Below are 26,008 nucleotides of genomic sequence, written 5' to 3' on the forward strand. Positions count from 1 at the left end.
TTGGCGCCATGATCACTCTGCTTGCCTCTCTCGCCCTTTTGCAGGCGACCGAACCGGCCTCGCTTCCTGATGAAGCGGCCGTCGACCCGGCCTCCGTCCAGCAGGCACCGACTCCGGCCCCGCTGGACCGCGAGGCCGCTCTGGCCGGCATCAATGCCGCTCTCAACTCGATCGACACGCTGCGCTCGCGCTTCATTCAGATTGCACCGGACGGGTCCTCGGCTGAGGGCGTTTTCGCCCTGTCCCGCCCCGGCCGCATCCGGCTCGATTATGACGAGCCCAATCCGCTGCGGATCATCGCCGATGGCACGACCGTCGCGGTGGAAGACCGGGCATTGGAGACCGTCGACAGGATTCCCCTGCGTTCAACCCCGCTCTGGTGGTTGCTGAAGCCGGAGATCAACATCGCCGAGGACGCATCGATTGTTTCGCTGGAGCGTGAGTTCGGCTTTCTTTACCTCACACTTCGTGACCCGTCCGACGAGATGGAGGGCGAAATCATGTTCGTTTTCTCCGAAACCGACTACGCGCTGCGCGAATGGTTTGTCACAGACGCACTGGGCGAGATCACACGGGTCAGCCTGACCGATGTCCAGTCAGGCGTCAGCCTCAATCCGCGGATTTTTGTCATTCCGGAGCCGGAATCACGGCGCGATTCGAGGCGTGGCCGCTAGAAAGTTGCGGCTTTTTGGACACACGCAATTTCTTTCTCATTTTTTATTTGTAAAAGTCTGTGCGCTGTGGCGTTATTGTTACGCTGACTGAGAGGCAATGGATCGGCGTCGTCCCCCCGCTTGCGGATCCTTATCTCAGTCGCGCCGGATTGATCCCCTCCCGGCGCTGCGCTCACACAGACAAGCGCATGGCTTTGCGCCCGGTCTCCTCCCCCTCGAGACCGGGCGCATTTCGTTTTGGGACCAGTTCGCACCCGCTATCCCCCGTTTCTCGCACCTGCGCCCCTGTTGCGGCGGCGGATTGAGGGTTAAATACGCGTCATGCAGTTCCATGATGACCCCGACGACGCCGATATTCCGCGCCTGCTCGAAGAAATCCCGCTCCTCTACAAGGCCAAGGCCTTCGCCGAGAGCCTGAATTCCAACTCCTGGTTTGCCCGCTTGGGCGAGCCGCTGGACGAGCGCGAGAAATACCTGGCCCGCGCCTATCTGGACGGGCTTGGTTTCCCCGACGCCGAGCCGGGCCTACTCACAGACTGGGAAGAGGCCGCCGGCGCCGCTGAAACGCTCGACCGTGACCCGGTCAGCTGGGAGGCCGAGGAAATGCTGCGGACCGGCCTCGTTTCCCGCGTGCTGGAACGCCTCGACGAAGAAGCCGTGCACGCGGCCCTGTCGATGGTCGCGCAGAAAACCGGGGACAGCGCCCGCGACATCATCGAGGACGCCGCCTCGATGGACGATGTCGAGGACATGGCGCTGGTCAATGCCGCCGCTGGCGCCCTCGCCCAGGCGGCCAATGGAGCAGCCCTGGTGGTCCTGGCCGAAGCCGAGGACGATCAGCCGCCGCACCCCTTCCTGGCCCGCTGGCGCCTGTTTGCGCGCGGTCGCTGGCCTGTCGGCATTGCCGGCTCGACCTACAACATCCTTTGAACCCACTCACAGACGAGACCGCGCCATGACCCTGACCCTTGCCAGCTGGAACATCAATTCCGTGCGCCTGCGCGCCGTGCCGCTTGTTGCTGACTGGGTCCGGGAAGCCGATCCGGACGTGCTGTGCCTGCAGGAAATCAAATGCCTGGCAGAACAATTTCCCGAAGAGGCCTTCCGCGAAATGGGCTTCAAGCATTTCCATGTGCGCGGTCAAAAGGGCATGCACGGGGTCGCAATCGCTTCGAAATACCCGCTGGAAGACCTGGGCGATGCCGATCTGTGCCCGCGTGGCGAGGCGCGCCATCAACGGGTCGGCGTCGAGGGTCTCGAGCTGCACAATTTCTATATTCCCGCCGGCGGCGATGAGCCGGACCCGGCGATCAATCCACGCTTCGCTCACAAGCTTGAATTCCTGGAGCGGATCGAACGCTATTTTGCCGGCCGTGCCAATGAGAATGCGCCCCTGGTGCTGGTCGGTGATTTCAACATCGCGCCCTATGAGAACGATGTCTGGTCCCACAAGCAGTTGCTGAAAGTCGTGTCGCATACACCCGTCGAAGTCGAAGCGCTCGAGCGCATCCGCCAGGCTGGCCAGTTCTCGGACGTGGCGCGAGAACTCATCCCGATGGACGAAAAGATCTACACCTGGTGGAGCTATCGCGCGAAGGACTGGCGCAAGGCCAATCGCGGGCGCCGACTGGACCATATCTGGGCGTCGCCGGCGGCCCGTGATCGCGCCCTGGCGGGCGGGCGCGATGCGTTCCGGATCTGGGAAGACGAGCGCAGTCGGGAGAAGCCGTCGGATCACGCACCGGTCGTGCTGACCCTGGGCGGTTAGAGACGCTCAGCCATGAAGGCCTGAAGATCGAAGTCGACCTGATCAGCGCCATGATTGGTGACGCGATCATAGTCTCGCTGCCAGACGTTCAAGCGGTCATTGGCAGCGTCGACCATTGACCGGACGCGATCCTGCAGCGCCCCACAGTCAGGTTGCGGTCCTTCCTGAACGACATCGTTATAGGTCTCGACCATGCCCAGAAGAGCGATCAGGGCGTGCACGTTCTCATGGACCGTCAGAACATGCATGCGAGCATCCCAGCGGTCCCGGTCCGACCGCCGCGCACGATCGTAACCGGTCCAGTTCGGATAAAGAATTTCAACCTCGAGGGGAATCTCCAGCACACTCAGGGCGCATCCTTGGGAGGTCTGCTCATACTCCATGTAATAGCTGCCCCAGGTGCGGGTCTCCGCTTCATAGCCGATCGGGCCGGCAAAGCGCATGGCCTCGACCGCATCGCTGACACGGCGCCCGTCAACGTCGTAATAGCGAACCGACATGCTGACTGGGACCTGGTCGATCTGGGGCAGTTGCGGCAATTCCTGCGCTCCGGCCGGCGATGGGCCAAATAGCGTCATCACGGCCAACAGGCTGACCAGTCGCCAGGTTTTCGACAGGCTGAACGCCATCCCCCTAGCTCTGCAACCGATAGCCACCGCTTTCGGTGACAAGAAGGCGGGCATGGGCGGGGTCAGGTTCGATCTTCTGGCGGAGCCGGTAGATATGGGTTTCCAGCGTATGCGTGGTCACCGTCGGATTATATCCCCAAACCTCGTGAAGCAGCTCGTCGCGCGGAACCGGCTTGCCGCCAGCGCGGTACAGGTATTTGAGAATATTAGTTTCTTTCTCGGTCAGGCGGATCTTTTTCTCGTCCGATGTCAGCAACAACTTCATCGATGGCCGGAACTCATAGGGGCCGACCTGGAACACCGCGTCCTCGCTTTGCTCGTGGCTGCGCAGGTGCGCTCGGACCCGGGCCAGCAGCACCGAGAACTTGAACGGCTTGGTGACATAGTCATTGGCCCCGGACTCCAAGCCAAGGATCTGGTCGGCATCGGTATCCTGGCCGGTCAGCATCACCACCGGCGCCGTGATGCCGTTCTTGCGCATCAGTCGGCAGGCCTCGCGCCCGTCCATGTCGGGCAGCTCGACATCAAGAAGAATGAGATCAGCCCTTTCATTTCGGGCTATGCCCATACCGCTGCCAGCGGTTTCTGCGGACAGGGTGCGAAACTCTTCATGCAGGGCGAACTGCTCGACGAGTGCTTCACGAAGGTCTTCATCATCGTCGATGATCAGAATGGTTTTTTGCGCGTTCATGCGTTGATTGTGCCCATTTCGTTTCACAAGGCAATTCCTGCCGGTCGGCAGATCCTGCCCGGCAGGAATTGCTGGTTTGGTCAATTTTTCCCAGCCTGGCTTGATGGCTGATCTGGTCCCGAATTTGCTTGGTTAATGGCAGGTCCGGCTGCCCGGACAAACCTCCGTGGTGGGGGAGGCGAAGTGGACATCCGAGCATACTCGTTCCGGATGTCCCTCGCCGACCACCGCGCTTTTGGCGACAGGTTCCCAATGGATTGGCAGGTCAGCCGGAACGGCCACATCACTTTATCCTCCGAGCCGAAAGGTGGCACCGTACGCGCAGCGCTGGGACGGTCGGGAGTCACGAAGGCGTCAGACAAGCGTGAAGGAGACGGCGCCACGCCGCTGGGGCGCTATCCATTGCGGCGTGTCCTGTACCGCGCTGACCGGATTTCGGCGCCGGCAACGGCACTGCCCTGCCGCGCCCTGAGACCCGATGACGGCTGGTGTGATGCCCCTGACGATCCGGCCTACAACCGCCCGGTGCGGCGCCCATATCCAGCCTCGCATGAGGCCTTGTGGCGCGAGGATGGGCTTTACGACATCATCCTTGTGCTGGGCCACAATGACGATCCACCCGTCAGCGGCGACGGGTCTGCCATCTTCCTGCACTGCAAGCGGGGTGATTATGAGCCGACGGAGGGCTGCATTGCCCTGGACCCGGATCATGTCCGTGAATTGCTGGCCGCGGCCCGGCCGGACGACTGGCTGACAATCAGCTAGCCGGACCTGCAGATCACTTACTTGGACAAACGCGGGCCAAACAGGCCGGTTCCGACCCGTACCGATGTGGCGCCGAGGGCGATCGCTGTGGGGTAGTCGGCACTCATCCCCATCGATAATCGTTGAACCCCGCTTTCTTCCGCGAGCTTCGCCAACAGGGCGAAGTGGAGACCAGGCGGCTGGTCGACCGGCGGGATACACATCAGACCGGCAATCGCGAATCCATGCTCGCCGCGCACACGTTCCAGGAAAGCCGGCAGGTCCTGCGGGAGGATACCGGCCTTCTGGGCCTCTGCACCCGTATTCACCTGGACGTAGAGGACTGGCGAGCGGCCCTGACGGTCCATTTCCTTGCGCAGGGCGTCGGCGAGTTTGACCCGGTCCAGGGTTTCGATCACATCGAACAGGGCCACGGCCTCGGCGGCCTTGTTGGACTGTAGCGGACCGATGAGGCGCAATTCCAGGTCCGGATACTGTTTTCGGCGCTCGCCCCAGTGCTCCATCGCCTCCTGGACCCGGTTCTCACCAAAAATGCGCTGACCGGCGGCCAGCGCCGCCTCCAGCCGCTGTTCGGGCTGGCGTTTGGAAACTGCGACGAGTTTGATGCAGTCTGGCGCCCGGCCCGCCTGGCTGGCCAGCTCACCCATTTCCGCGAGGAGCGCGTCGCGCCGTGTCGTCATGTCGAGAGTATCAGTCATGAATTCGCCCTACGACGCAGCCGCGCGGTTGGCAAGGACTGCCCTGTCGGTGCGCGGTGACCGGACATGCGCCTTGCCGCCCTTGCTGGCGCTCACCGACCCGATGCGGCAACCCGACCCTGTCGCACTGGCAGGCATACTGCCACCGGGCTCCGGTCTCATCTATCGCCATTTCGGCGATCCTGACCGGCTGGCAATCGCAACTGCCGCAGTCGCCAGAGGCATGGATAGAGGCGTTGTCGTGCTGGTGTCGTCCGATCTGGACCTGGCAATAAGAAGCAATGCTGCCGGCGTGCACTGGCCCGAGCGAATGATGCCGCAGGCGGCGCGGGCGCGCGCACGCGGATGCGGCATGCCCTTTTCCGGGTCGGCACATGCGCCGTCCACGCTTGCTCGTGCCAATCGGGCCGGGCTGGACGCGGTCCTTGTCTCGACAGTCTTTCCCAGCAGCAGCCCATCAGCCGGGCGCGCCATGGGTCCGTTGGCCCTGGCCGCCTGGGCCCGGCGCACGTCATTGCCGGTCTACGCGCTCGGCGGCGTCAGACACACGAATGCCGGCAGATTGTACGGGCTGGGAATGTCAGGTGTTGCTGTCGTTGGCGCGATCAGAAACGAAGGGCCGACTCGAACTTGATTTCCGGCTGCCGCTCTTCGTCGTCGCTGTTGCGCACGAAGAAGCTGTCATCGGGTGATGCAAAACGAACCTGACCACCCAAACGGATCCGGTCGCCAAAGGTCACGAAAGCTCCGGCACTGAGATCGTCATTGGCACGGGAGTCGCTGCGCTCCAGATAGCCAAGCGTCACGCCCCAGCGCTCGCCCAGCTCGAGATCATAGGTGGTGGCCTCATCGAGTTCAGGCGTCGGTGCCTCAGCCATGGACAGGGTAAAAGCCTCATACCAAGGCGCTGCGGCCTCGGTATCCGCATTGACATCATGGGCCATCGCGGCAGGCGCACAGAGAAGGACGGCCGCGGCAGCGCCTGCCACAGTCGATTTTTTTCCAATGATTTCAAACGGTTTGTTCCGCCCGATCATCGTACTTCTCCCTCACGCCAATCTTTTGTAGCGCAGCACTGCCCGCCGACCCAACAGATTCTGCGCAAATAATGAAAGAAGTCCGAGTCCTGTGGCGGAATTGTCAATATCGCCAGCCGAGCTCGACAAAGGCGGTCATCGACCTCTCTGTCTGCCGGGTACGCCCGGACGCCTGGATGAACGGCTCGCGCGTGGTCGCAGCCTGAACGCCGAACCCGATAAGGCCCGATTCTCCGACAAGGCGTGAAGTGGCAGCCTGCAATGTCTCGCCGTCGGCATGAATGAAATCATCACTGAAGGCCGCAAACTCCAGCGCAGTCAGCCAATCGCCCTGCTCAAACCCGATCGAGGCCGACCAGGTCTCCAGGTCGCCATCACCGGCGACACCGTTATTGCTGCGCTGCCAGCGGCCGCCGGCCAGCCAGTCGTTCCAGCGCCAGGACAAACCCGCGTCGAGGCTTGAAACCGGTTCGAAACCGACAACGCCATCAACCCCGCCCGCCTTGCTGGCGGCCGTGCTGAAGGCCCATTCGTGCTCGCCGCGGCGAAGGTTGTAGGTCAGGGAAAGCTCGGCCACTTCTGTGTTGATCGCGCCGACCTGGCCTGTCTCGCCGATCCGGCGGGGACAGTATTCGATACCGCACTGGCTGACTTCCGGGGTAAAGGACGCCGCAATCCGGATCGTTCCCACCGATGTCTCCTGCCCGAGCGCAATGGAGCGGAAGACCAGTTTCGGATCCTGACCGGAGAAGGGTGTTTCTGAACGGATTGCCGACCGGCCCCCCGCCTGGAGGTGACCACCATCAGCTCGAACAAGCCGGGCCGCAGCGGGGCCGCCAACAGGGTCCAGTCGGGCCGCACCCGCCCCATACCCAAGTCGCAACTCACCCCAGCCGGTGTCGGTGAAGAGATAGGCGTCGGAAATCATCGCGCGTACACGGCCACTGGAGCTGCTGCCGCCGCTGAAAAGGCCGCTGCCCGGCGCAATCGGAGTCATCAGCGACCCGCCGGGGCCAACCGCCGCACAATCCCCGGTTCCAGGCGGGCAGTCACCCACCCGGCCACCATGAGAATCTCCGGTCAGATCGCGCTCGGCATGGCCGGTGAGAACAAAGCCCCACCGGCGGCCGCTTTCGGTGAAGGTTTCGAAATCGAAACCCAGCTCGACATCCGCCAACGCTTCGGCGCCGCCATCGGGTGTATCGCCTGCCAACAGCACTAGGCCGATGTCGGCACGCCAGCTGACGGAGCTGACATCGTCGGCGGCAAACGGGTCATAATCAGGAAAATCAGCGTCTTGTGCCGATGCCGGCGGGCCCGCAAGAGTTCCGGACAGAGCCGCGAAAAGTATCGCGCTTGTAGTCCGTTTCATCGCTCGCGGTCCCGCCGATCGGCCCCGTCCCCCCGGACGTCGCGCCTTACAGGAGGTGAGCACGGCCTTCCGGTCAAGCGTCCGGATTGGGTTCGATGCGTGTTCACGCAAACATGTTGCAGGTTTGTCACTCCTTGGTGGGTGCCTTTCGTCGCTGGCGCGCACGGATTCGCGTGTTATACAAACCACTCTAAATCTGAGGCGCATTCGCGTCCTGCAGTTTCTCGTGCGTTTTCGCCGTCTTGTTTCGAAGGAGTCACGGCACATGTCGGACCGTCGGATTCTTGGATTGATCCTTTCTGCCGCCATTCTTGCACTTCCGGCCTGCGCCTCGCGCAACGCCGAAGCGGCGGAATCATCATCGGAATCGTCCGGATTCCGCTTGCCTTCGCTTCCCAACCCGCTCGCCAGCAACCGCGTGGTCGAGCCTGAGGGCATCGGCGTCAATGGTTATCTGTGGCGTGCCAGCCTGGACACGATCAGCTTCATGCCCCTGGCTGAAGTGGATCCGTTCGGCGGCGTCATTGTCACCGATTGGTACGCCAATCCGCAAATGGCCAGCGAGCGCTTCAAGCTGACCGTCTACATTCTCGATACACGCCTGCGCGCTGACGCCTTGGCCGTCAGCGTATTCCGTCAGGTGCGCAGTGAGAGCGGAGAATGGATCGACGCGGAGACAGGCGCCCAGACGGCGTACGACATCGAGAACGCCATCCTGACCCGTGCGCGCCAGCTGCGGATTTCGCAACTGGAAAACTAGACCGGCTGCACAGGCTGATCGCATACCGGGGGCGCGGCGCGGCCGCGGGCCAGACATGACACGATACAATCCTCGCGAAGCCGAACCCAAGTGGCAATCGGCCTGGGATGCCTGTGATGCATTCAAGGCCATTGGCCCCAGCGCATCCAACGACAAGCCCAAATACTACGTCCTCGAGATGTTTCCCTACCCGTCCGGGCGGATCCATGTCGGGCACTCGCGCAATTATACGATGGGCGATGTGGTCGCTCGCTATAAGCGCGCGCGCGGGTTTGACGTGCTGCATCCGATGGGCTGGGACGCGTTTGGCCTGCCGGCCGAGAATGCTGCCCGTGATCGCGGCGTCCATCCGGGCGCCTGGACCCATGACAATATCGACGCCATGCGGGGCCAGCTGCAGCGCCTGGGCCTGGCGCTTGACTGGAGCCGCGAGATCGCGACCTGCGATCCGGCCTATTACCGTCACCAGCAGGCCATCTTCCTGAAACTGATGGAACGCGGTCTGCTTCACCGCAAGACGGCCAAGGTCAATTGGGACCCGGTCGACCAGACCGTACTGGCCAATGAGCAAGTTATCGATGGCCGCGGCTGGCGCTCTGGCGCCCTGGTCGTTCAGCGTGAGCTGGACCAGTGGTTCTTCAAGATCACCGAATACGCCGACGAACTGACCGACGCGCTCGACGAGCTGGACCGCTGGCCGGACAAGGTCCGTACCATGCAGTCCAACTGGATTGGCCGGTCCCGCGGCGCGGAGGTGAGCTTTCCGCTCACCGATACAGGCCTGGCCGAGCAGTTCGGCGCCACCATCGATGTTTTCACGACCCGTCCCGATACCCTGTTCGGAGCCAGTTTCCTGGCGCTCGCGCCCGATCACCCCATCGTCAAGGCATTAGCCGCCGATGATCCGGAGATCGATCGCTTCATGCATGAATGCGCCCGCATGGGCACGACGGCCGAAGAAATCGAAAAAGCGCCCAAGCGCGGCGTTGATCTGGGCATCACGGTCCGTCATCCCTTTGACGAGAAATGGGAATTGCCGGTCTGGTCAGCGAATTTCGTGCTCTCCGGCTACGGCACGGGCGCTATTTTCGGCTCCCCCGCCGGAGACCAGCGCGACCTCGACTTTGCCCGGAAATACGACCTCGCCGTACAGCCGGTCGTCCTGCCGCCCGAGGCGAGCGCGGACACGCATGCGATCGAAGACGAGGCCTATACCGGGCCCGGCACGATCTACAATTCCCGCTTTCTGGACGGTCTTTCAACAGCCGACGCGCTGGAGCGTGCGATCACCGAGCTGGAAGCCCGCAAGCTTGGCAAGGGTGCGACCAGCTATCGCCTTCGCGACTGGCTGGTCTCACGGCAGCGATATTGGGGTTGCCCGATCCCGGTCATTCATTGTGCGGATTGCGGCGTCGTTCCGGTGCCGGAGGACCAGCTGCCGGTTGTCCTGCCCGAAGACGTCACCTTCGATCACCCGAGCAACCCGCTGGAGCGCCATCCGACCTGGAAGAATGCCGACTGTCCCAAGTGCGGCAAAGCGGGTCGCCGCGAAACCGATACGCTGGATACCTTTGTCTGCTCGTCCTGGTATTTCCTGCGCTTCACCTCACCCTGGTCCGAGGACACACCCTTCCTGGCCAGCGATGCCGAGCACTGGATGCCGGTTGACCAGTATGTCGGTGGTATCGAACACGCCATCCTGCATCTGCTATATGCCCGCTTCTTCACCCGGGCCCTGAACGACGCCGGCCTGATGAACATGAAGTCGGGCGAACCCTTCGCCGGCTTGTTCACGCAAGGGATGGTAACGCACGAAACCTACAAGTCTGCCGAAGGCAAGTGGCTGGCGCCGGAGGAGGTCGACCTTCGCAAGGACGGCGCCGTGGAATTGGCGACCGGCAAACCGGTCTCCGTCGGCGCCATCGAGAAAATGTCCAAGTCGAAAAAGAATGTGGTCGATCTGGACGCTTTCATCGAAAGCTACGGCGCGGACGCCGTGCGCTGGTTTGTCCTGTCGGACTCACCGCCGGAGCGGGACGTCGAATACACCGACAGCGGTGTTGAAGGCGTCTGGCGCTTTGTCCAGCGACTGTGGACGACGGTCACCTCCCTTCCGGACGGAGCTCCCGGCCCGCTGACCATCGCAACAGAGGCTTCCGGACCCGCGCTCGAGATCCGGCGGGCAGCCCACAAGGCCCTGCACGCGGTCACCGACGCGATTGAGGGCTTCCGCTTCAACTCTGCCGTCGCCCAGGTTCATGATCTGGTCAATGTACTTCGGAAGTTCGAGCCGTCCGACGCAATCGGAACTGCGGCCAAGGCCGAAGCGCTGGGTATCCTGACCCGCATCATCGCGCCTTTTGTGCCCCACCTGGCCGAAGAATGCTGGGAAACGCTTGGCGGGGAAGGCCTGGTGATTGACGCGGCGTGGCCCGAAGCCGATCCGGCCTTGCTGGTCGAGGACAGCGTCACCCTGCCGGTTCAGGTCAATGGCAAGCGCCGGACGGAAGTCACGGCGCCAAAGGGAGCCGGCCAGGATGCCATCCAGGAGTTGGTGATGTCCGACCCGGCGGTCCAGCGCGCGCTGGAAGGGCTTACCGTCCGCAAGGTTATCGTGGTACCTGATCGTATCGTGAATATCGTCGCAGGATAGAATCATGCGTTCCAGCCGCCGTGCACTTCTTGTCGGTCTCGTCGTTTCGACGGGCTTGACCCTGTCCGCCTGCGGCTTCTCGCCAATGTATGGCGGGGCGGGCGTGAACAATGCCTTGTCTGAAATCCGGGTTGAGACCGGGCGGGAGCAGGTTGATTTCCACTTGCAGGAAGCCTTGCTCGATCGCATGGGCGCACGGCATGCAAGCGGCCCTTATCTCCTTCGCACTGAAAGCGAGACCACACGCTCGGCACTCGGCGTCGGAACCGACGCGGCCGTATCACGTTACGCCATCGGTCTGGCGGTTGATTATGAGTTGTTGCGCGAGGGCGAAAGCGTGCCTGTCGTGTCAGGGACTGTCCAGACCGAAGCATCCTACAATGTGCCCCAATCGATCTATGCGTCCGTTGCTGCGGAACGAAACGCGACGGAGCGGTCTGCACAGCTCGCGGCCGAACGTATCGCCAACCAGCTCGTGCGAGCGCTTCAGGACGCCGACACCCAGTGAAGGCGTCTGCGCGCGAAGCCGATGCCCGCGTCAATAATCCGGACCCGTCGATCCGCGCCTATCTGATTTACGGTCCCGATCGAGGCCTGACCCATGAGCGGGCCCAGACGCTGGTCCGGGCGATCCTTGAGGATCCCGACGATCCCTTCGCTTTGACCCAACTCACCGAGGAAGACCTGAAGTCCGACCCGGCTGGCCTTGCCGATGCGATGGCTGCCATGTCACTGACAGGTGGAAAGCGTCTGGTCCGGGTCCGACTGACCGGTGAAACCGGAAGCGGGCCGATCATCGAGATTATCAAGGGTCTGGAGAGCGGCTCTCAGACGGCGGAAGCTGTGCTGCTGGTCGAATCCGGCGATCTAGCGCCGCGAGGGAAGCTCCGAAAAACCTTTGAACCTGCAAAAAATGCAATAACGATAGCTTGTTATGCCGATACGTCTCATTCACTCGAATCACTGTGTGAAGACATGCTAAAGGTAGAGGGGCTCGAACTTGCACGCGAAGCGCGTGCAGCGTGGCTTCCGCGCCTTGAGGGAGATCGTGCCCTGGCCCGAGGCGAGATCGAGAAGCTGATTCTCTACAAGGGACTTCAGTCCCAGCGCGCTGAGGGCGACGATGTGATCACGCGCGACGACATCGAAGCCGTCGCGGCCGATCAGGGCGAGGCTCAACTCGATGCCGTTCTGGCGCCGGCCCTGCTCGGCTTACTGACAAAAGCTGACAGTGCCTATCATCGATCGATCACGGCTGGCGGTTCAGCCGTTGGAATCCTGCGCGCGCTGCAGCGCCGCCTCGACCAGCTTGGTGCCGTCCATGCTGCAGGCGGAAACGATGGCGCGATGGCGCGCAGCGGCGCCCCGCGATACGGACCACAAGCCGATGCCTTCAAGCGTCAATTGTCACTGTGGCGTGGTCGTCGTCTGGAGCATGCCCGCCAGCTCGCTTTCGACGCCGAACGGGCCGTCAAACGGTCCGGGGCTCCGGCCGAAGCGCTTGTCGGTGATCTTCTGCTGAGGCTGGCGCGCGGCGCCGCCCAGATGGCGCGCTGATCAGCGGACCCCTTCGGCACTGAGCCGTCGACACACATCATCCAGCTGTTCGAGCGTTTTGTACTGCACGCGCAACTCGCCGCCCTTGCTGCCGTGTTTGATTTCCACGGCCAGGCCCAATCGAGCGGTGATATCGGCTTCCAGAGCGCGCGTATCAGCATCCTTGGCTGCACTTTCACGCCCGCCGCCCTTGCTCTCCGGTGCAGGCGGATTGTGCGCGTCACGGGCCAGTTTCTCGGCTTCGCGAACCGACAATCCACGCGCAATGATAAGCTCGCACAGTGCCTCCGGGTCCGGGGCACTGGCAATCGCCCGGGCATGGCCCGCCGAAATCTGCCCGCTCGCCAGGTGTGCGAGGACTGGATCCGGCAGCGACAGAAGCCGCATCATGTTGGCGACATGGCTGCGGCTCTTCGACACGGCGTGGGCGACGTCTTCCTGGGTGTGACCGAAGCGGTCGATCAGCTGGCGATAGGCTTGCGCCTCTTCGACCGGGTTAAGATCGGCGCGCTGAACATTCTCGACAATGCCGATTTCCAGCGTTTCCCGATCTGTAAGCTCTCGGACAAGCGCCGGCACCTCATGCAAACGGGCCCGTTGCGCAGCGCGCCAGCGACGTTCTCCGGCAACAATCTGGAACCGCTCCCCGCCATCAACAGGTCGCACCAGGATCGGCTGGACAATGCCCTTGTCAGCGATTGATTCCGCAAGGGCATTGAGCTCAGGCTCGGTAATGGTCTTACGGGGCTGGTCCGGGTTCGGCGCGATCAACTCGATCGGGATCATGCGCACGCCATCGCGTGAGGGTGTTGTGGCAGGTGAGGTTTGGGCGTCCGGCGCGCTATAGCCCTCGGTATCAGTCTCGCCGAGCAGGGCCGAAAGACCGCGGCCCAGACGTTTGTTCTTTTCGCTGGCGCTCATGCTTCCACACCCTGTTCTTCACGATGACGTTTGCGTTCTTGCTGGACGATTTCCTTGGCCAGGCTGATATAGGCCTGTGATCCGGAACATTGCAGATCGTAGAGCAGGACCGGCTTGCCGACTGACGGAGCCTCAGAGACCCTGACATTGCGCGGAATGACCGTTTTATAGACCTTGTCGCCAAAGTGCTCGCGCACATCTGCCGCAACCTCGGCCGACAGGTTGTTGCGGCTGTCATACATGGTCAGAACCACGCCCTGGATATCGAGGCGGGAATTCAGATGGCCACGCACCCGCTCGACCGTCTTGAGAAGCTGGGACAGGCCCTCTAGCGCAAAGAATTCACACTGCAGCGGTACCAGAATGGAATCAGCGGCGGTCAAGGAGTTCACGGTAAGAACATTCAAAGAAGGCGGACAATCAATCAGGATGTAATCGAGTGCCGCTGCGTCAGGCCCCAGCGCCTGCATGCTTTGATCGATCGCCCGCTTGAGGCGGTAGGAACGGCGCTGATCATCAGCCAGTTCGAGCTCGGCTCCTGACAAAAGCTCGTCAGACGGAACAATGCTCAATCCCGGAACAACTGTTGACGCCATGGCAGACTTGAGAGAATCGCCCCCGACCAAAACGTCATAGGATGTCAGGGTGCGCTTGGCCGGTGGCACTCCGAGACCGGTGGAGGCATTGCCCTGGGGGTCGAGATCGATGATCGCGACCTTTTGTTTGATGGCCGCGAGCGCCGTGCCCAGATTGATGGCCGTTGTGGTTTTACCCACGCCGCCCTTTTGGTTGGCGACAGCGATTACGCGGGGCGCCTTGGCGCGCTGGACGTCAGTTGGCACGTTCCACCTCATGAATGCGCAGGATCACCCCGTCACTGGTACGACTGGGTATGACTTCACAATCGAATGTCCAGTGTTTACGGGCTTCGGTCAATTCATCGCGATAGTTTTGACCTTTGAAAAAAAGGCCTTGGGCCCTGTTATTCAACAAGGGCGAGACATACCCCAATAATTTATTCAACGGCGCGAAAGCCCTGGCAGTGACCAGATCAAAGCCTTCAGCCGGATCGAGCGTCTCGACACGAACCGATCGGGCATCCGCATCCAGGCCCAGTTCCGCAATGGTCTTGCGAAGGAAGGCGACTTTTTTGCCCACGGAATCGACCAAGATCACATGTGCGTCCTGGCCACGATCGCGAAAACCCAGGGCCAACGCAATGCCGGGGAAGCCGGCGCCGGCGCCGAGGTCCGCCACTTTGCTCACATCCGGACCGATATGGTCCATTAGCTGATAGCTGTCCATCGCATGGCGTGCCCAGAACTGGTCCAAGGTCGACCGTCCGACGAGATTTGTGTGGGCGTTTGTTTCAACCAACAGCGTCCGCCACGCCTCAAATCCATCGAGTGTTTCACGTGAAACACCGGCCTCACGACCAAAAGTTTCGCGATCCATCTAGCTGGCCTCCTGCGAACGACGTTTCACATGGGCCAGCACCGCCGTCAGCGCACCCGGCGTGACACCTTCAATTCGAGCCGCCTGACCCAAGGTTTCCGGACGCGCACGTTCAAGCTTTTCACGAGCCTCATTGCTCAGCCCCCCGATACCGGAATAGTCCAGATCGCGCGGCAGACGCACGGCCTCGTCACGACGGAAGGCCAGGATGTCAGCCTGCTGGCGGTCGATATAACCGGCATAAAGCGCATCAATCTCGATTTGCTCCGCCACGCTCGCTGATACGCTCCCCAGCTCAGGCCAGATCGCTCGTAGGCGCTGCCAATCCACCTCCGGATAAGCGAGCAGCTCGGAAACATTCCGACGCTTACCATCGGCATTGACCGACAGGCCACGGTCGCGAGCTTCATTTGGAGTCAGCGACAGGCTCTGCGATAGCGACCGCGCCGACGACAGCTGATCCATCTTGCGGTCAAACGCTGCGCCACGAACACCGCCAGCCAGGCCCAGCTCGGTCGCTTTCGGCGTCAGGCGCTGGTCAGCATTATCCGCCCGCAACGTCAGACGATATTCAGCGCGCGATGTGAACATCCGATAGGGCTCGCTCACTCCCCGCGTGATCAGGTCGTCGATCATCACGCCGATATAGGCCTCGGAACGGCTCAACACGAAGGGCTGCCTACCCGTTGCGAACAGGGCGGCATTGGCGCCGGCCATCAACCCCTGGGCAGCGGCCTCTTCATAGCCCGTCGTTCCATTAATCTGACCGGCGAGCCACAGACCGGCGCGCTTGCGTAACTGCAGTGTCGCGTCCAACTCTCGCGGATCGACATAATCATACTCGATCGCATAGCCGTACCGCTTGACCGACACCTGTTCGAGACCCGGAATGGTTTCGAGGAAGGCTTGTTGGACATCATCCGGCAGAGACGTCGAGATGCCGTTCGGATAGACCGTGTCGTCATCCAGCCCTTCCGGCTCGAGGAAGATCTGGTGTTGGGAGCGGTCGGCAAACCTGACGACCTTGTCCTCAATGGACGGGCAGTACCGGGGACCACGCCCGGCGATCGCGCCGGAGTAAACCGCTGACTGCCCGAGATTGTCGGCAATGATCCGGTGTGTCGCTTCGGTCGTCCGCGTCACCGCGCAAGTGATCTGCGGCACCTCGATCCGATCGGTCAGGAAGGAAAACGGCACCGGCTCTTCATCCGCTGCCTGCTGCTCGAGACTGTCCCAATCAATCGACGACTTGGAAAGGCGGGCCGGCGTGCCGGTTTTAAGACGCCCCATCTGCAGGCCCAGACCATACAATGTATCAGAAAGCCCGATCGAAGGCGCCTCCCCTGCACGCCCGGCTGGAATGCGCTCACTCCCTTTGTGGATCAGGCCGCGCAAAAACGTGCCTGTCGTCAGGACAACCGCGGCAGCGTGATACGCATGACCATCAGCGTCGGTCGCGCCAACACAGCGATCGCCATCGAACATAAGATCCTCAACAGCGACGGCCTTGATCTCCAGCCCCGACAGGGACGTCAACTCGGCCTGCATCGCTGCACGATAGAGGGCACGATCCGACTGCGTGCGCGGCCCTCGTACAGCCGGTCCCTTTGAACGGTTCAACAGGCGGAACTGAATACCCGACGCATCAGCGACACGGCCCATCACCCCATCCAGCGCGTCGATCTCCCGAACGAGATGACCCTTGCCCAACCCGCCAATGGCCGGATTGCAGGACATCTCTCCAATCGTCTCAAGCTTGTGGGTCAGAAGGAGCGTCCGGGCCCCCAGGCGCGCTGAAGCCGCGGCCGCATCGCAGCCGGCATGACCACCGCCAATGACTATGACGTCCCAGGTTTGCATGGGGATCGATCCGTTCGGTTCAGGCTCTAGAAGAAGTCGGCCTACATAAGGCCTTCACCCAAAGGAGTCGAGATCGCAGATTGGATGTTTCACGTGAAACACGGCACAGCATTAACCCGCGGCTACTTGCCAATGCAGAATTGTGAGAACACCCGATCCAGAATGTCTTCGACATCGACCCGACCGGTCAGGCTCTCCAGCGAACGCACAGCCAGACGGGCATCCTCTCCGGCCAGCTCCGGCGCATCTGCCAGCTGGTCCCGACACCGCGCAAGAGCTTCCAAAGCCGCCTCAACCGCTTTCCGATGACGCACCCGGCTCAGAGCCGGCATCTCCCTGGTCGACAGCCGGTCCCGCACAATCTGTTCGATCCGCGCTTCCAACGCCTCGACGCCATCACCGGACTTGGCACTCAAGCGATAGGCACCATCCCGTTCCGCGCCAGTACCAAGATCAAGCTTGTTGAGGACAAGCAAATCCCCATCGGTCAGCCGGCCCTCCAGATCAACCAGGTCGTCCGTCGACCGCGCATCCGCCACACCAATCCTCAGATCCGCATGTTCGGCCCGATCCAGGGCACGACGAACCCCTTCTGCCTCGATCGCATCCACGGCTTCGCGCAATCCGGCAGTATCCGAAATCACCACAGGGAAACCGCCCAGGGTCAATTGAACCTCAACAATATCCCGGGTCGTCCCGGGAATATCCGTGACAATCGCCGCATCACGTCGGGCGAGACAATTGAGCAGGCTCGACTTGCCAGCATTCGGGGCACCGATCAGAACGATGGAAAACCCGGTCCGGATCCGCTCGCCCCGCCGCCCGTCATCCAGATGCTCGAACATCGAGTCGATCAGTTTACTCAACGGCGCATAGGCGGCGTGGGACAACGCGTCCGGAACGTCGGCCTCGTCGGGAAAATCGATCTCGCCTTCGATCGAAGCCATCGCGGTAATCAGACTGTCCCGCCATCCATCATAGAGGCGCCGCAAGGATCCCGACATTTGCGAAAGCGCCTGGGCACGCTGGCCCTCGGTTTCGGCGTCAATCAGATCGGCCAATCCTTCGGCCTCGGTCAGATCAATCTTCTCATTCTCGAATGCTCGACGGGTGAACTCCCCGGCCTCGGCCGGATGAGCCCCGGCTTCATCCAGCGCCGACAGCACTGCATCGATGACGGCTGGTCCTCCGTGAACGTGGAATTCAGCGCTGTCTTCACCCGTGAAACTCGCTGGTCCCGGAAACCACAAAACCAGCCCGCGATCCATGACCGAGCCGGATCTGTCGCGAAGCGCACGCAAGCTTGCCAGTCGCGGTTCAGGCCGGGGAAAGCCGGCCAACGCGTCGAGCATCCCGCCTGCGCCGGGCCCGGAAAGGCGGATGACCGCAACCCCCGACCGTCCGGCCGGAGTGGCAAGCGCGTAAACCGTTGTATTCAATGTCCTACTTGTCCTTGCCCGACCCGCTCACGCCACCCTCCTGACGCATCATCTCCATGAATTGATTAGTCATTTGACCACCAACGGCCGACCATTGGCGCATCAAGACCTCCGGCTCCATCGACTCCAGATTGGCCTCGGTCCGTTTGACGACTTCATCGACCATCGCATCGTTGATCCGCGATACCTCAGGAAGGCCGAGAAAGGCCCGGGCTTCTTCGGGCGTACAATCAATGTCGATCTTGACCTTCATTCCGGCCTCGCTTGAACTGCTAGAAGACTACTCAACAGGAGCCTCCCATGACAGGTCAACATATCTCCATCAACACAGCTGATGGAGCCTTTTCCGCTTACCGTGCCGTGCCGGCCTCCGGCAAGGGAGCCGGCGTGCTTGTCCTGCAGGAGGTTTTCGGGGTCAATCAGGGCATGCGGCAAATCTGCGACGGTCTCGCTGAAGCCGGCTTTGTCGCGCTTTGCCCCGACCTGTTCTGGCGCGCCGAGCCGGGCCTCGAGCTCGACGATCATGTTGATGCCGATCTGAAACGCGCCTTCCAGCTCTATGGCGAATTCGACCTCGACACCGGCATGTGCGATGTCGCCGCGGCGCTGGCGCATCTGCGAGCCGACAAGGCGTGCACCGGCAAGGCGGGCGCGATGGGTTATTGCCTCGGCGGCATGCTCGCCTATCTGACCGCTTGCCGCACCAACAGCGACGCCACGGTCGGCTATTATGGCGTCGGGATCGAAACCCGGCTCGGCGAGGCCGACGCGCTCGATCGCCCGCTGCTTCTACACATCGCCGGCAAGGATCAGTTCGTGCCCCCGCAGGCCCAGGCCGACATCCACACCGCCTTCGACGATCATCCGATGATCCGCCTGGAAGGCTATCCCGACGAAGACCACGCCTTCGCTCGTCCCGGCGGCAGGCACTATTCCGGGAACAGCGCTGACCGAGCCAACATGCTGACGCTGAAGTTTCTCCACGAAATCCTCGATTGACCCTCATCGTCACGCGGGCGTGATTACCGTGATCGTCCATCTTCCGTCACAATACTCAGCCGTGCCGACAGTCTCGCATCAACGACAATCGGAATTTACCCTTGGCATTCGTCGACGATCTCCGTGAAGTGCGCCGCGCCGGCTTCCCGCTCCGCCCCCCCTTCCTGGCAGTGACGACCGGCATCTGGCTTGTCTGCCTGCTTGTGTTCGCAACCGCCGGCTGGATAGATGCGGTCAGGGAAGATCCACAGGCCGATTACCCGGCCTATCTGATGGCCTGGACGCGCGGCCTGCTGCCCTGGCTCTTCCTCTTCCCCCTGGTCTTCAAGCTTGGCGCCCGCCACACCAACGCCAATCTGCAAGACAGCACGGTATCCGCCCTGGTCGCTGGCACGACAGCCATGATCGCCGTTCTCGCCTATGCGGCTGTCGCCTTCTCGATCGGGACAGGCCGGTCGCCGCTCGAGACACTCGCCAGCTTCGGCGTCCGCGACTTCCTGTGGGACGTTGTCCTGTTTGCCATGGCCTTTCTGGTCGGTCGGCAGATGCGACCTGAGCTCGACCCTCGCACCACGACGGGACACAGCCCCGGATCACTCGCCGTGAAATCAAGCGGCCGTGTCGAATACATCCCCGTCGCCAGTATTCTCGGCGCCACCGCGCAAGGCAATTACATCGCCTTGCACCTGGACGAGCGCGATGTCTTGCACCGCACCACCATGGCCCAACTGGAAACAGCGCTATCCGATGCCGGTTTTATCCGCATCCACCGCTCCCACCTGGTCAACCCGTCAAAGGTCAGCGTCGCCCGGTCCCGCGGCGAGAGTTTCCGCATCATCGAACTGAGCAATGGCGTCCAGTTGCCGGTTTCAGACCGATACCGGGCCGAAGTCCGTCAGCAACTCGACCAACGGGTGCTCGGCTGACCGGCCCCTGCAATCAGCCCGTCACAGCACTGGCAGCAGCCCAGGCAGGGCGGGCGGTCAAACGTGCGAAATAGGCCTTCACGGCCTCCGGCGCATCATCCATTTGCTTGATGATCTTGAGCAGAAACAGCATGTAGCCGACCGAGATATCGGCTGCGGTAAAGCGATCACCGGCCAGATAGTCCCGATCCTTGAGACCATGCTCTGCCAACATTGTGAGCGCTTTGACCGTGTCCGCCTTGGCTGACTTCGCGATCACCTCGCTACGGGCCTTTTCCGGCAACAACACCGTGTGAGCCAGCAGAAGCGTGACCGGCATGATCAGCCCGCTCTCACCGAAATGGAGCCATTGCAGAAAGAGGTCGTAATCCTCTTCCTCGGGCTTCACGTCCAGATCCGTCGGCCCGTAGCGTCCCATGATATATTGCATGATCGCCACCGACTCGAACATGACCCGGCCCTTGTCAGCCAGCGCTGGCACCTTGCGCAACGGGTGGACATCTGCATACGCCTCGTCACCGGCAGGTCGCTGGGCAAAGGCAACGCTCTCCAGCGTGTAACGCAGCCCCATTTCCTCCAGCAACCACCGCACCCGCACCGAGCGGGTCCTTGGCGCGTGATAGAGACGCAAGCCTGATTGTTCGACCATGGTGTTTCTCCCCGTGTTTTGGCATCCGGTACCGATTATGATTGTCACGAACACACGACATTGAAAGCATGGTCCCACCGCGCGGCCATCAAGAATTGTCGCATGCCGACGATACAATCCTGCCCAAATCACCTCCGGACACCACACCAGCCTTGAGGACCACCATGCGCCTGCTCCCTATCGCTGCAACCGCCCTGCTCGCTGCCTGCTCACCGGCATCACACAACGTCCCGGTCGACCGTGCCGCACCCGCCATCGCGATGGACTGTTTCCGCGAAACAGGCACATCCATGCTGGCCGCGCATCGCGGCGGGCCGGCTGAGGGCTATCCGGAGAATGCCCTCACCAGCCTGCGTCGCCTGTCCACTCTGGGTGTGCTTTATGCCGAGATCGATGTCCGACGCTCCGCCGATGGGGTCCTCTACCTGCTGCACGATGACAGCCTGGACCGCACGACATCAGGAACAGGTCCGGTCGACGGGCTCGATTGGGCCGATCTGTCCGGGCTCCGCCTCGCAGACAATGACGGGCTGCCAACCAGCTCCCGCATTCCGACCCTCATAGAAGCATTCGATCTGGCCCGAGAGGCCAACCTAGTCCTCAATCTCGATCTCAAATCGGTTTCGCCCGAGCAGATTGTCACCTTCATTCACGAACAGGGCGCACGCGATCTGGTGGCGGTCATCGCCTATACCGTTGAGGACGCCGCCGCCGTCCATGCACTGGATCCGGGGCTTCTCCTCTCGGTTCCCAATGACAGGTCCGCCTTGCGCCGCGCCGGTGTCAATCTTGAGGCGAGCTATATCTGGATGGGAACCGGGCCATTGGACCCCCACGCCGACACAGCGCTCGGCGATCTCGGACTAGAGACATCAGCGGGCCTGTTCCGCCGCGAGGATGGAAGTCCCGGCCTCTATCTCGAAGCGCGCGACGCCAATATCGAGCTGATCGCCGTCGATGATGTCGATACTGCAGTCAGGGCCCTGGGCGGCGGCGCCGTTCTGCGTGACCAGATCAATGCCTGCACGCCCTAGGAAACCCGTAACGAACCCCCACATGGTGGACGCACAGAACAATCCGGATCGGCAAGACCCATGACAAAAGCAATCAGGATCCATCAGACCGGCGGTCCGTCCGTTATGCAGCTTGAAGACTGTGAGGCCCGAGAGCCCGGCCCTGGAGAATTGTTGATCCGGCATGTCGCGATCGGTGTGAACTATATCGACACCTATCACCGATCCGGTCTCTATCCTGTCCCCCTGCCCAGCGGTTTGGGGCTCGAGGCTTCCGGTATCGTCGAGGCAATGGGCAGTGGGGTCTCAGGTATCCAGACCGGTGACCGCGTCGCCTATGGCAGCGGACCCTTGGGTGCCTATGCCGAAACCAACATCGTTCCGGCCGGCCGCGTCGCGAAACTGCCTGATGCTGTTTCACATGAGCAAGCCGCAACCATCATGCTCAAAGGCATGACGGCCCGCTATCTTCTCAAGGAGACCTATCCGGTCCAGCGCGGCGAAACCATCCTGTTCCACGCAGCTGCCGGCGGTGTCGGCCTGTTGGTCTGCCAATGGGCCAGGGATCTGGGTGTCACCCTCATCGGAACCGCCAGCACACAGGAAAAATGCGACCTCGCCCTCTCGATGGGCGCCACACACATGATCAATTATACCGAGGAGAACGTGGTAGCCCGAGTACGGGACATCACGAACGGTCAGGGTGTTCCGGTTGTCTATGACGGAGTCGGCAAGGACACATTCGAAATGTCACTCGATTGCCTGAAGACGCGCGGCTTGCTTGCCAGCTTCGGCAATGCCTCAGGCCCGGTAACGGGTGTCGATCTGGGAATTCTGACACAAAAGGGCTCGCTCTACGTCACCCGCCCGTCGCTTGGACATTATACCGCGACCGATGAAGCCCTGGCTGCCAATACCGCCGATGTCTTCGATGCTGTTGCCCGCGGAGCCCTGACGATCACCATCAACCAGCGCCACGCGCTGGACGATGCCGTCAAAGCCCACGAGATGCTGGAATCCCGCCAGACGACAGGGGCCAGTATCCTGGTCCCCTGACCGATCCGATGAATCAGGTATTCATCGAGTCGAAGAACTCATCATTGGTCTTGGTCTGACGCAGCTTGTCGAGCAGGAACTCGATCGCATCCTGGGCACCCATCGGATTGAGGATGCGGCGCAGGACATACATTTTCTGCAACTGACCACGGTCGACGAGGAGTTCCTCTTTCCGGGTACCGGATTTGAGGATGTCGATCGCCGGGAAGACGCGCTTGTCGGCGACCTTGCGGTCGAGCACGACTTCCGAGTTACCCGTACCCTTGAACTCTTCGAAGATGACTTCATCCATCCGCGAACCGGTATCGATCAGCGCCGTAGCGATGATGGTCAGCGATCCGCCATGCTCGATATTCCGGGCCGCACCAAAGAAGCGCTTGGGGCGTTGCAGGGCGTTGGCATCAACACCACCGGTCAACACCTTGCCCGAGGACGGCACCACCGTGTTGTAAGCCCGGCCCAGACGGGTAATCGAGTCCAGCAGGATCACGACATCACGGCCGTGCTCGACCAGGCGTTTGGCTTTTTCGATCACCATTTCGGCGACCTGGACGTGACGCGTTGCCGGCTCGTCGAAAGTCGAGGAAATCACCTCACCTTTGACCGTACGCTGCATGTCAGTCACTTCTTCCGGCCGCTCATCGATCAGCAGGACCATCAGATAACAATCCGGATGATTGCTTTCGATCGCGTGGGCGATGTTTTGCAGCAGAACGGTCTTGCCGGTCCGCGGCGGCGCCACAATCAGTCCGCGCTGGCCCTTGCCAAGCGGTGACACAATATCGATGACCCGGCCGGAACGATCCTTCACCGTCGGATCGGCCAGCTCCATATTGAAGCGGCTTTCCGGATAGAGCGGGGTCAGATTGTCAAAATGGACCTTGTGACGAGCGGATTCCGGATCCTGGAAATTGATCGTCGAGACTTTCAAGAGCGCAAAATAGCGTTCGCCATCGCGCGGACTGCGGATTTCGCCTTCAACCGTATCGCCCGTACGCAGGCCGAATTTGCGGATCTGGGTCGGGGACACATAGATGTCGTCCGGTCCGGCCAGATAATTTGATTCCGGCGAACGCAGAAAACCGAACCCGTCCTGCAGCACTTCCATGACGCCGCCGCCATGAATCTCGACATCCCGCTCTGCAAGGGATTTGAGAATGGCGAACATCATGGCCTGTTTGCGCAAGGAAGACGCATTCTCGATCTCGAGCGCTTCGGCAAACTCAACCAGTTCTGTTGGCTTCTTTTCCTTGAGATCCTGCAGCGTCATGCGCTCCAGACCTTCAAGCAGGGCGGGGACGGGTGCGGAAATTTCGTCGGTCATGATGATACTATCAGCTCAAGCACAAGAGCGTGACCCGGGACGGGCCTTACGCGATCAAGCAAGCCGGGTACTGCCAAGGCGAGGAAGACCCGAGAATTGAGGAGCAGACGGGCGCGCTGTGATTCACGCGTCTCACGTCACGAAAGAAGGGATCCTGAAAAAGGATTCGAGAAACCCTTGCCATGCAGCCCGCCCACCGTCAAGCACAAGCCACTCGGCGCGCGCCAATTCCTGTTCAGTTGAGGGCGACAACCGCAATCAGAACGATGGCAATCGCCAGCACAAACGGGGCTTCATTGAGCAAGCGATAGCGCTTGTCCGACCAATCATTGGTCCCAGCCTGAAAGCGTTTGAACCGAATGGCGAAGACATGGTGCAAACCGGTCATCGCACTGACGAGAACAAATTTTCCGAACCAGGCCAGGCTGACAAAAACCGACCAGCCTCCGGCCCGCTCCATATTGGCCCAGACCAGGGCCAGTCCGATCACCCAGGCCACAATCATGGACGGATTCATGATGATCTTCAAAAGCCGGCGTTCTTGCAGCTTCAACGTCTCATCCAGCTCACCGCCGGGTGTGGCAGCACAATGATAGATGTAAAGACGCGGCAGATAGAGCAGGCCCGCCATCCAGGCGATCACGGCCAGGATGTGGAAAGCGCGAAGCCAGTCATAGGCAGCCAACAGCATGGTACATAATGTCCCGGTTAGATCAGGCAGCAGACTTGCACGGACACCCGCTGCAGTCAGCCGGACAAATCCGCTCACCATCAGCCGATTGCAGTCCTGCCGGACGATTGAGTGCGTCGCTGACCAGATTGGCGAGTGCCTCGATGAACACCGGGTCCTGACCCAGAGCCGGCACGCGGACATAGGTCTTCACGCCCAATTCCTCGGCAATTTCCGCGTATTCCTCGTCGAGCTCGACCAGAGTCTCGATATGCTCCGAGACAAAGGCAATCGGCGTCAGCAGGATTGACTTTCCGTCAGCCGCGGCTTGATGGATTGCTTCATCCGTCGAAGGTCCGATCCATTCCAGCGGCCCGACCCGGCTCTGATAGCAAATCTGGAAATCCGGAAACTCAGGCAATTGCCTGATCACGGCCTCAACCGTCTTCTCGACCTGCCATTGATAGGGATCCCCCGAATCAATGATCTTTTTTGGAAGTCCGTGCGCAGAAAACAGCAAACGGACATTGTCCGGACGTCCGGACTTCTCCCACGCCTTGCGGATCAGGGATGCATGCGCGTCAAGGAAAGCGGGCTCGGTCGGATAACAGCAAACCGTGCGGGTCTCAGGTCCACCAGCTTTTTTCCAGGCCTTCAGCGAAGAGCCTGTCGTCGTCGTTGAAAACTGCGGATAGAGCGGCAACAACACGGTTTCGTCGGGCTGCCAGGCTTCGACTTCCCGCGCCACATCCTCGGTAAACGGGTGCCAATAGCGCATGGCCGGCCAGATCTGCACGTCATGGTCGGGCCAACGGGCGCCCAGCTGTTCGGCCAGCATGTTCGCCTGGCGTATGGTCTCCGGAAGCAAGGGGGATCCGCCACCCATCTTGGCGTAATTGGCCTTGGCTTCCTTCGCCCGTGTCGTCGATATGAACCAGGCCAGGGCCTCGCGAATCAGACCTGGCGCCTGGATGATCGCCGGATCACGGAACAGGTTGCGCAAGAAGGGTTGGACGGATTCCTGCCCGTCAGGCCCACCAAGATTGAACAAAACAACGGCGAGTTTTTTGCGGGCTTTGTCCAATGTCCGTT

Annotated in this window: 29 protein-coding genes; 13 read left to right on the forward strand and 16 right to left on the reverse strand. The window is 61.4% G+C overall.

Annotated elements, in window-relative coordinates:
• Window positions 1–8 precede the first annotated feature (8 nt).
• From ACN0X9_RS06075 to xth, 3 genes are all read left to right on the forward strand, one after another.
• Window positions 9–674: a LolA family protein gene (locus ACN0X9_RS06075; RefSeq protein WP_417486723.1), complete on the forward strand. Its 666-nt coding sequence runs from the start codon at window positions 9–11 to the stop codon at window positions 672–674.
• 321 nt (window positions 675–995) lie between these two features.
• A complete protein-coding gene (locus tag ACN0X9_RS06080; protein ID WP_417486724.1) occupies window positions 996–1,604 on the forward strand; it encodes a hypothetical protein in 609 nt (202 codons plus the stop codon).
• A gap of 25 nt (window positions 1,605–1,629) precedes the next feature.
• A complete protein-coding gene (xth, locus tag ACN0X9_RS06085; RefSeq protein ID WP_417486725.1) occupies window positions 1,630–2,442 on the forward strand; it encodes an exodeoxyribonuclease III in 813 nt (270 codons plus the stop codon).
• Here the strand turns inward: xth and ACN0X9_RS06090 are convergent.
• Both ACN0X9_RS06090 and ACN0X9_RS06095 read right to left on the reverse strand, forming a co-directional pair.
• Complete coding sequence (locus tag ACN0X9_RS06090; RefSeq protein WP_417486726.1) at window positions 2,439–3,071, reverse strand: DUF922 domain-containing protein; 633 nt, start codon at window positions 3,069–3,071, stop codon at window positions 2,439–2,441. The two genes, xth and ACN0X9_RS06090, sit on opposite strands and share 4 nt — an antisense overlap.
• A 4-nt stretch (window positions 3,072–3,075) precedes the next feature.
• Window positions 3,076–3,762 (reverse strand): response regulator transcription factor, encoded by a 687-nt coding sequence (locus ACN0X9_RS06095; RefSeq protein WP_417486727.1) that lies wholly within the window; start codon window positions 3,760–3,762, stop codon window positions 3,076–3,078.
• Between the two features lie 252 nt (window positions 3,763–4,014).
• Here ACN0X9_RS06095 and ACN0X9_RS06100 point away from each other — a divergent pair, with 252 nt between their 5' ends.
• Window positions 4,015–4,527 carry a L,D-transpeptidase family protein gene (locus ACN0X9_RS06100; protein ID WP_417486728.1) on the forward strand — a complete coding sequence of 171 codons (513 nt, stop codon included), beginning with the start codon at window positions 4,015–4,017 and terminating at the stop codon, window positions 4,525–4,527.
• 17 nt (window positions 4,528–4,544) lie between these two features.
• Here the strand turns inward: ACN0X9_RS06100 and ACN0X9_RS06105 are convergent, their stop codons facing one another.
• Entirely contained in the window at window positions 4,545–5,225 is a 681-nt protein-coding gene (locus ACN0X9_RS06105) for a YggS family pyridoxal phosphate-dependent enzyme (protein ID WP_417486729.1), read from the reverse strand.
• Between ACN0X9_RS06105 and ACN0X9_RS06110 the strand changes: the two genes are divergently transcribed.
• Window positions 5,224–5,859: a thiamine phosphate synthase gene (locus ACN0X9_RS06110; protein WP_417486730.1), complete on the forward strand. Its 636-nt coding sequence runs from the start codon at window positions 5,224–5,226 to the stop codon at window positions 5,857–5,859. The two genes, ACN0X9_RS06105 and ACN0X9_RS06110, sit on opposite strands and share 2 nt — an antisense overlap.
• Here ACN0X9_RS06110 and ACN0X9_RS06115 read toward each other — a convergent pair.
• Together ACN0X9_RS06115 and ACN0X9_RS06120 are read right to left on the reverse strand one after the other, a co-directional pair.
• Window positions 5,831–6,169: an NtrZ family periplasmic regulatory protein gene (locus tag ACN0X9_RS06115; RefSeq protein ID WP_417486731.1), complete on the reverse strand. Its 339-nt coding sequence runs from the start codon at window positions 6,167–6,169 to the stop codon at window positions 5,831–5,833. The genes ACN0X9_RS06110 and ACN0X9_RS06115 overlap by 29 nt on opposite strands.
• 196 nt (window positions 6,170–6,365) lie before the next feature.
• Window positions 6,366–7,634, reverse strand: coding sequence for a hypothetical protein (locus ACN0X9_RS06120; RefSeq protein ID WP_417486732.1), 1,269 nt, complete (start codon window positions 7,632–7,634; stop codon window positions 6,366–6,368).
• 265 nt (window positions 7,635–7,899) lie between these two features.
• On the opposite strand from ACN0X9_RS06120, the gene ACN0X9_RS06125 reads away from it, so the two are divergent.
• Genes ACN0X9_RS06125 through holA form a run of 4 tightly spaced genes read left to right on the forward strand, consistent with a single transcriptional unit; the run spans window position 7,900 to window position 12,604 of the window.
• A complete protein-coding gene (locus tag ACN0X9_RS06125) occupies window positions 7,900–8,394 on the forward strand; it encodes a DUF3576 domain-containing protein (RefSeq protein WP_417486733.1) in 495 nt (164 codons plus the stop codon).
• Window positions 8,395–8,449: 55 nt separating this feature from the next.
• On the forward strand, window positions 8,450–11,047 hold the full coding sequence (gene leuS / locus ACN0X9_RS06130) for a leucine--tRNA ligase (RefSeq protein ID WP_417486734.1): 2,598 nt from the start codon (window positions 8,450–8,452) through the stop codon (window positions 11,045–11,047).
• A 4-nt stretch (window positions 11,048–11,051) separates the two neighbouring features.
• A complete protein-coding gene (gene lptE / locus ACN0X9_RS06135) occupies window positions 11,052–11,555 on the forward strand; it encodes an LPS assembly lipoprotein LptE (protein ID WP_417486735.1) in 504 nt (167 codons plus the stop codon).
• Window positions 11,552–12,604, forward strand: a complete 1,053-nt coding sequence (gene holA / locus ACN0X9_RS06140) for a DNA polymerase III subunit delta (RefSeq protein WP_417486736.1) — start codon at window positions 11,552–11,554, stop codon at window positions 12,602–12,604. The genes lptE and holA overlap by 4 nt, the downstream gene beginning before the upstream one ends.
• On the opposite strand, the gene ACN0X9_RS06145 is transcribed toward holA, so the two are convergent.
• The 6 genes from ACN0X9_RS06145 to ACN0X9_RS06170 all read right to left on the reverse strand — a co-directional run bounded on the left by ACN0X9_RS06145 (window position 12,605) and on the right by ACN0X9_RS06170 (window position 18,532).
• Window positions 12,605–13,525, reverse strand: coding sequence for a ParB/RepB/Spo0J family partition protein (locus ACN0X9_RS06145; protein WP_417486737.1), 921 nt, complete (start codon window positions 13,523–13,525; stop codon window positions 12,605–12,607).
• Complete coding sequence (locus tag ACN0X9_RS06150) at window positions 13,522–14,379, reverse strand: ParA family protein (RefSeq protein ID WP_417486738.1); 858 nt, start codon at window positions 14,377–14,379, stop codon at window positions 13,522–13,524. Before ACN0X9_RS06150 ends, ACN0X9_RS06145 begins: the two co-directional genes overlap by 4 nt.
• Complete coding sequence (rsmG, locus tag ACN0X9_RS06155; RefSeq protein ID WP_417486739.1) at window positions 14,357–14,980, reverse strand: 16S rRNA (guanine(527)-N(7))-methyltransferase RsmG; 624 nt, start codon at window positions 14,978–14,980, stop codon at window positions 14,357–14,359. Before rsmG ends, ACN0X9_RS06150 begins: the two co-directional genes overlap by 23 nt.
• Window positions 14,981–16,840, reverse strand: coding sequence for a tRNA uridine-5-carboxymethylaminomethyl(34) synthesis enzyme MnmG (mnmG, locus tag ACN0X9_RS06160; protein WP_417486740.1), 1,860 nt, complete (start codon window positions 16,838–16,840; stop codon window positions 14,981–14,983).
• 122 nt (window positions 16,841–16,962) lie between these two features.
• Window positions 16,963–18,279 (reverse strand): tRNA uridine-5-carboxymethylaminomethyl(34) synthesis GTPase MnmE, encoded by a 1,317-nt coding sequence (gene mnmE / locus ACN0X9_RS06165; RefSeq protein ID WP_417486741.1) that lies wholly within the window; start codon window positions 18,277–18,279, stop codon window positions 16,963–16,965.
• A 4-nt stretch (window positions 18,280–18,283) separates the two neighbouring features.
• Window positions 18,284–18,532, reverse strand: coding sequence for a DUF6489 family protein (locus ACN0X9_RS06170; RefSeq protein ID WP_417486742.1), 249 nt, complete (start codon window positions 18,530–18,532; stop codon window positions 18,284–18,286).
• Window positions 18,533–18,579: 47 nt separating this feature from the next.
• On the opposite strand from ACN0X9_RS06170, the gene ACN0X9_RS06175 reads away from it, so the two are divergent.
• Entirely contained in the window at window positions 18,580–19,278 is a 699-nt protein-coding gene (locus ACN0X9_RS06175; protein ID WP_417486743.1) for a dienelactone hydrolase family protein, read from the forward strand.
• A gap of 101 nt (window positions 19,279–19,379) precedes the next feature.
• Window positions 19,380–20,204, forward strand: a complete 825-nt coding sequence (locus ACN0X9_RS06180) for a LytR/AlgR family response regulator transcription factor (RefSeq protein WP_417486744.1) — start codon at window positions 19,380–19,382, stop codon at window positions 20,202–20,204.
• 13 nt (window positions 20,205–20,217) lie between these two features.
• On the opposite strand, the gene ACN0X9_RS06185 is transcribed toward ACN0X9_RS06180, so the two are convergent.
• Window positions 20,218–20,853: a glutathione S-transferase family protein gene (locus ACN0X9_RS06185; protein ID WP_417486745.1), complete on the reverse strand. Its 636-nt coding sequence runs from the start codon at window positions 20,851–20,853 to the stop codon at window positions 20,218–20,220.
• A gap of 164 nt (window positions 20,854–21,017) precedes the next feature.
• Here ACN0X9_RS06185 and ACN0X9_RS06190 point away from each other — a divergent pair, with 164 nt between their 5' ends.
• Together ACN0X9_RS06190 and ACN0X9_RS06195 are read left to right on the forward strand one after the other, a co-directional pair.
• A complete protein-coding gene (locus ACN0X9_RS06190; protein WP_417486746.1) occupies window positions 21,018–21,887 on the forward strand; it encodes a glycerophosphodiester phosphodiesterase family protein in 870 nt (289 codons plus the stop codon).
• A gap of 60 nt (window positions 21,888–21,947) precedes the next feature.
• Window positions 21,948–22,922, forward strand: a complete 975-nt coding sequence (locus tag ACN0X9_RS06195) for a quinone oxidoreductase family protein (protein WP_417486747.1) — start codon at window positions 21,948–21,950, stop codon at window positions 22,920–22,922.
• A 13-nt stretch (window positions 22,923–22,935) separates the two neighbouring features.
• Here the strand turns inward: ACN0X9_RS06195 and rho are convergent, their stop codons facing one another.
• Genes rho through hemH form a run of 4 tightly spaced genes read right to left on the reverse strand, consistent with a single transcriptional unit; the run spans window position 22,936 to window position 26,000 of the window.
• Window positions 22,936–24,246, reverse strand: a complete 1,311-nt coding sequence (gene rho, locus ACN0X9_RS06200) for a transcription termination factor Rho (protein ID WP_011644895.1) — start codon at window positions 24,244–24,246, stop codon at window positions 22,936–22,938.
• A 46-nt stretch (window positions 24,247–24,292) separates the two neighbouring features.
• Window positions 24,293–24,430 carry a CSS-motif domain-containing protein gene (locus tag ACN0X9_RS06205; protein ID WP_417486748.1) on the reverse strand — a complete coding sequence of 46 codons (138 nt, stop codon included), beginning with the start codon at window positions 24,428–24,430 and terminating at the stop codon, window positions 24,293–24,295.
• 51 nt (window positions 24,431–24,481) lie between these two features.
• Window positions 24,482–24,937: a CopD family protein gene (locus tag ACN0X9_RS06210; protein WP_417486749.1), complete on the reverse strand. Its 456-nt coding sequence runs from the start codon at window positions 24,935–24,937 to the stop codon at window positions 24,482–24,484.
• A gap of 22 nt (window positions 24,938–24,959) precedes the next feature.
• The gene (gene hemH / locus ACN0X9_RS06215; protein ID WP_417486750.1) at window positions 24,960–26,000 is read right to left on the reverse strand and encodes a ferrochelatase; all 1,041 of its coding nucleotides are present in this window, start codon (window positions 25,998–26,000) and stop codon (window positions 24,960–24,962) included.
• Between the last annotated feature and the right edge of the window lie 8 nt (window positions 26,001–26,008).

Origin of the sequence: Maricaulis sp., assembly GCF_048268525.1 — a bacterium.
GTDB lineage: Bacteria > Pseudomonadota > Alphaproteobacteria > Caulobacterales > Maricaulaceae > Maricaulis.

Bases quoted from the DNA above. Each gene is read 5' to 3' on its own strand.
- leuS (WP_417486734.1), top strand. From the start codon at position 8,450: ATGACACGATACAATCCTCGCGAAGCCGAACCCAAGTGGCAATCGGCC.
- ACN0X9_RS06185 (WP_417486745.1), bottom strand. From the start codon at position 20,853: ATGGTCGAACAATCAGGCTTGCGTCTCTATCACGCGCCAAGGACCCGC.
- rho (WP_011644895.1), bottom strand. From the start codon at position 24,246: ATGACCGACGAAATTTCCGCACCCGTCCCCGCCCTGCTTGAAGGTCTG.
- ACN0X9_RS06090 (WP_417486726.1), bottom strand. From the start codon at position 3,071: ATGGCGTTCAGCCTGTCGAAAACCTGGCGACTGGTCAGCCTGTTGGCC.
- mnmG (WP_417486740.1), bottom strand. From the start codon at position 16,840: ATGCAAACCTGGGACGTCATAGTCATTGGCGGTGGTCATGCCGGCTGC.
- ACN0X9_RS06190 (WP_417486746.1), top strand. From the start codon at position 21,018: ATGCGCCTGCTCCCTATCGCTGCAACCGCCCTGCTCGCTGCCTGCTCA.
- ACN0X9_RS06100 (WP_417486728.1), top strand. From the start codon at position 4,015: ATGGATTGGCAGGTCAGCCGGAACGGCCACATCACTTTATCCTCCGAG.
- ACN0X9_RS06175 (WP_417486743.1), top strand. From the start codon at position 18,580: ATGACAGGTCAACATATCTCCATCAACACAGCTGATGGAGCCTTTTCC.
- ACN0X9_RS06125 (WP_417486733.1), top strand. From the start codon at position 7,900: ATGTCGGACCGTCGGATTCTTGGATTGATCCTTTCTGCCGCCATTCTT.
- ACN0X9_RS06195 (WP_417486747.1), top strand. From the start codon at position 21,948: ATGACAAAAGCAATCAGGATCCATCAGACCGGCGGTCCGTCCGTTATG.
- rsmG (WP_417486739.1), bottom strand. From the start codon at position 14,980: ATGGATCGCGAAACTTTTGGTCGTGAGGCCGGTGTTTCACGTGAAACA.
- ACN0X9_RS06095 (WP_417486727.1), bottom strand. From the start codon at position 3,762: ATGAACGCGCAAAAAACCATTCTGATCATCGACGATGATGAAGACCTT.
- ACN0X9_RS06205 (WP_417486748.1), bottom strand. From the start codon at position 24,430: ATGGCAAGGGTTTCTCGAATCCTTTTTCAGGATCCCTTCTTTCGTGAC.
- ACN0X9_RS06105 (WP_417486729.1), bottom strand. From the start codon at position 5,225: ATGACTGATACTCTCGACATGACGACACGGCGCGACGCGCTCCTCGCG.
- ACN0X9_RS06115 (WP_417486731.1), bottom strand. From the start codon at position 6,169: ATGGCCCATGATGTCAATGCGGATACCGAGGCCGCAGCGCCTTGGTAT.
- ACN0X9_RS06145 (WP_417486737.1), bottom strand. From the start codon at position 13,525: ATGAGCGCCAGCGAAAAGAACAAACGTCTGGGCCGCGGTCTTTCGGCC.
- xth (WP_417486725.1), top strand. From the start codon at position 1,630: ATGACCCTGACCCTTGCCAGCTGGAACATCAATTCCGTGCGCCTGCGC.
- ACN0X9_RS06170 (WP_417486742.1), bottom strand. From the start codon at position 18,532: ATGAAGGTCAAGATCGACATTGATTGTACGCCCGAAGAAGCCCGGGCC.
- lptE (WP_417486735.1), top strand. From the start codon at position 11,052: ATGCGTTCCAGCCGCCGTGCACTTCTTGTCGGTCTCGTCGTTTCGACG.
- ACN0X9_RS06210 (WP_417486749.1), bottom strand. From the start codon at position 24,937: ATGCTGTTGGCTGCCTATGACTGGCTTCGCGCTTTCCACATCCTGGCC.
- ACN0X9_RS06110 (WP_417486730.1), top strand. From the start codon at position 5,224: ATGAATTCGCCCTACGACGCAGCCGCGCGGTTGGCAAGGACTGCCCTG.
- ACN0X9_RS06120 (WP_417486732.1), bottom strand. From the start codon at position 7,634: ATGAAACGGACTACAAGCGCGATACTTTTCGCGGCTCTGTCCGGAACT.
- ACN0X9_RS06080 (WP_417486724.1), top strand. From the start codon at position 996: ATGCAGTTCCATGATGACCCCGACGACGCCGATATTCCGCGCCTGCTC.
- ACN0X9_RS06075 (WP_417486723.1), top strand. From the start codon at position 9: ATGATCACTCTGCTTGCCTCTCTCGCCCTTTTGCAGGCGACCGAACCG.
- ACN0X9_RS06150 (WP_417486738.1), bottom strand. From the start codon at position 14,379: ATGAGGTGGAACGTGCCAACTGACGTCCAGCGCGCCAAGGCGCCCCGC.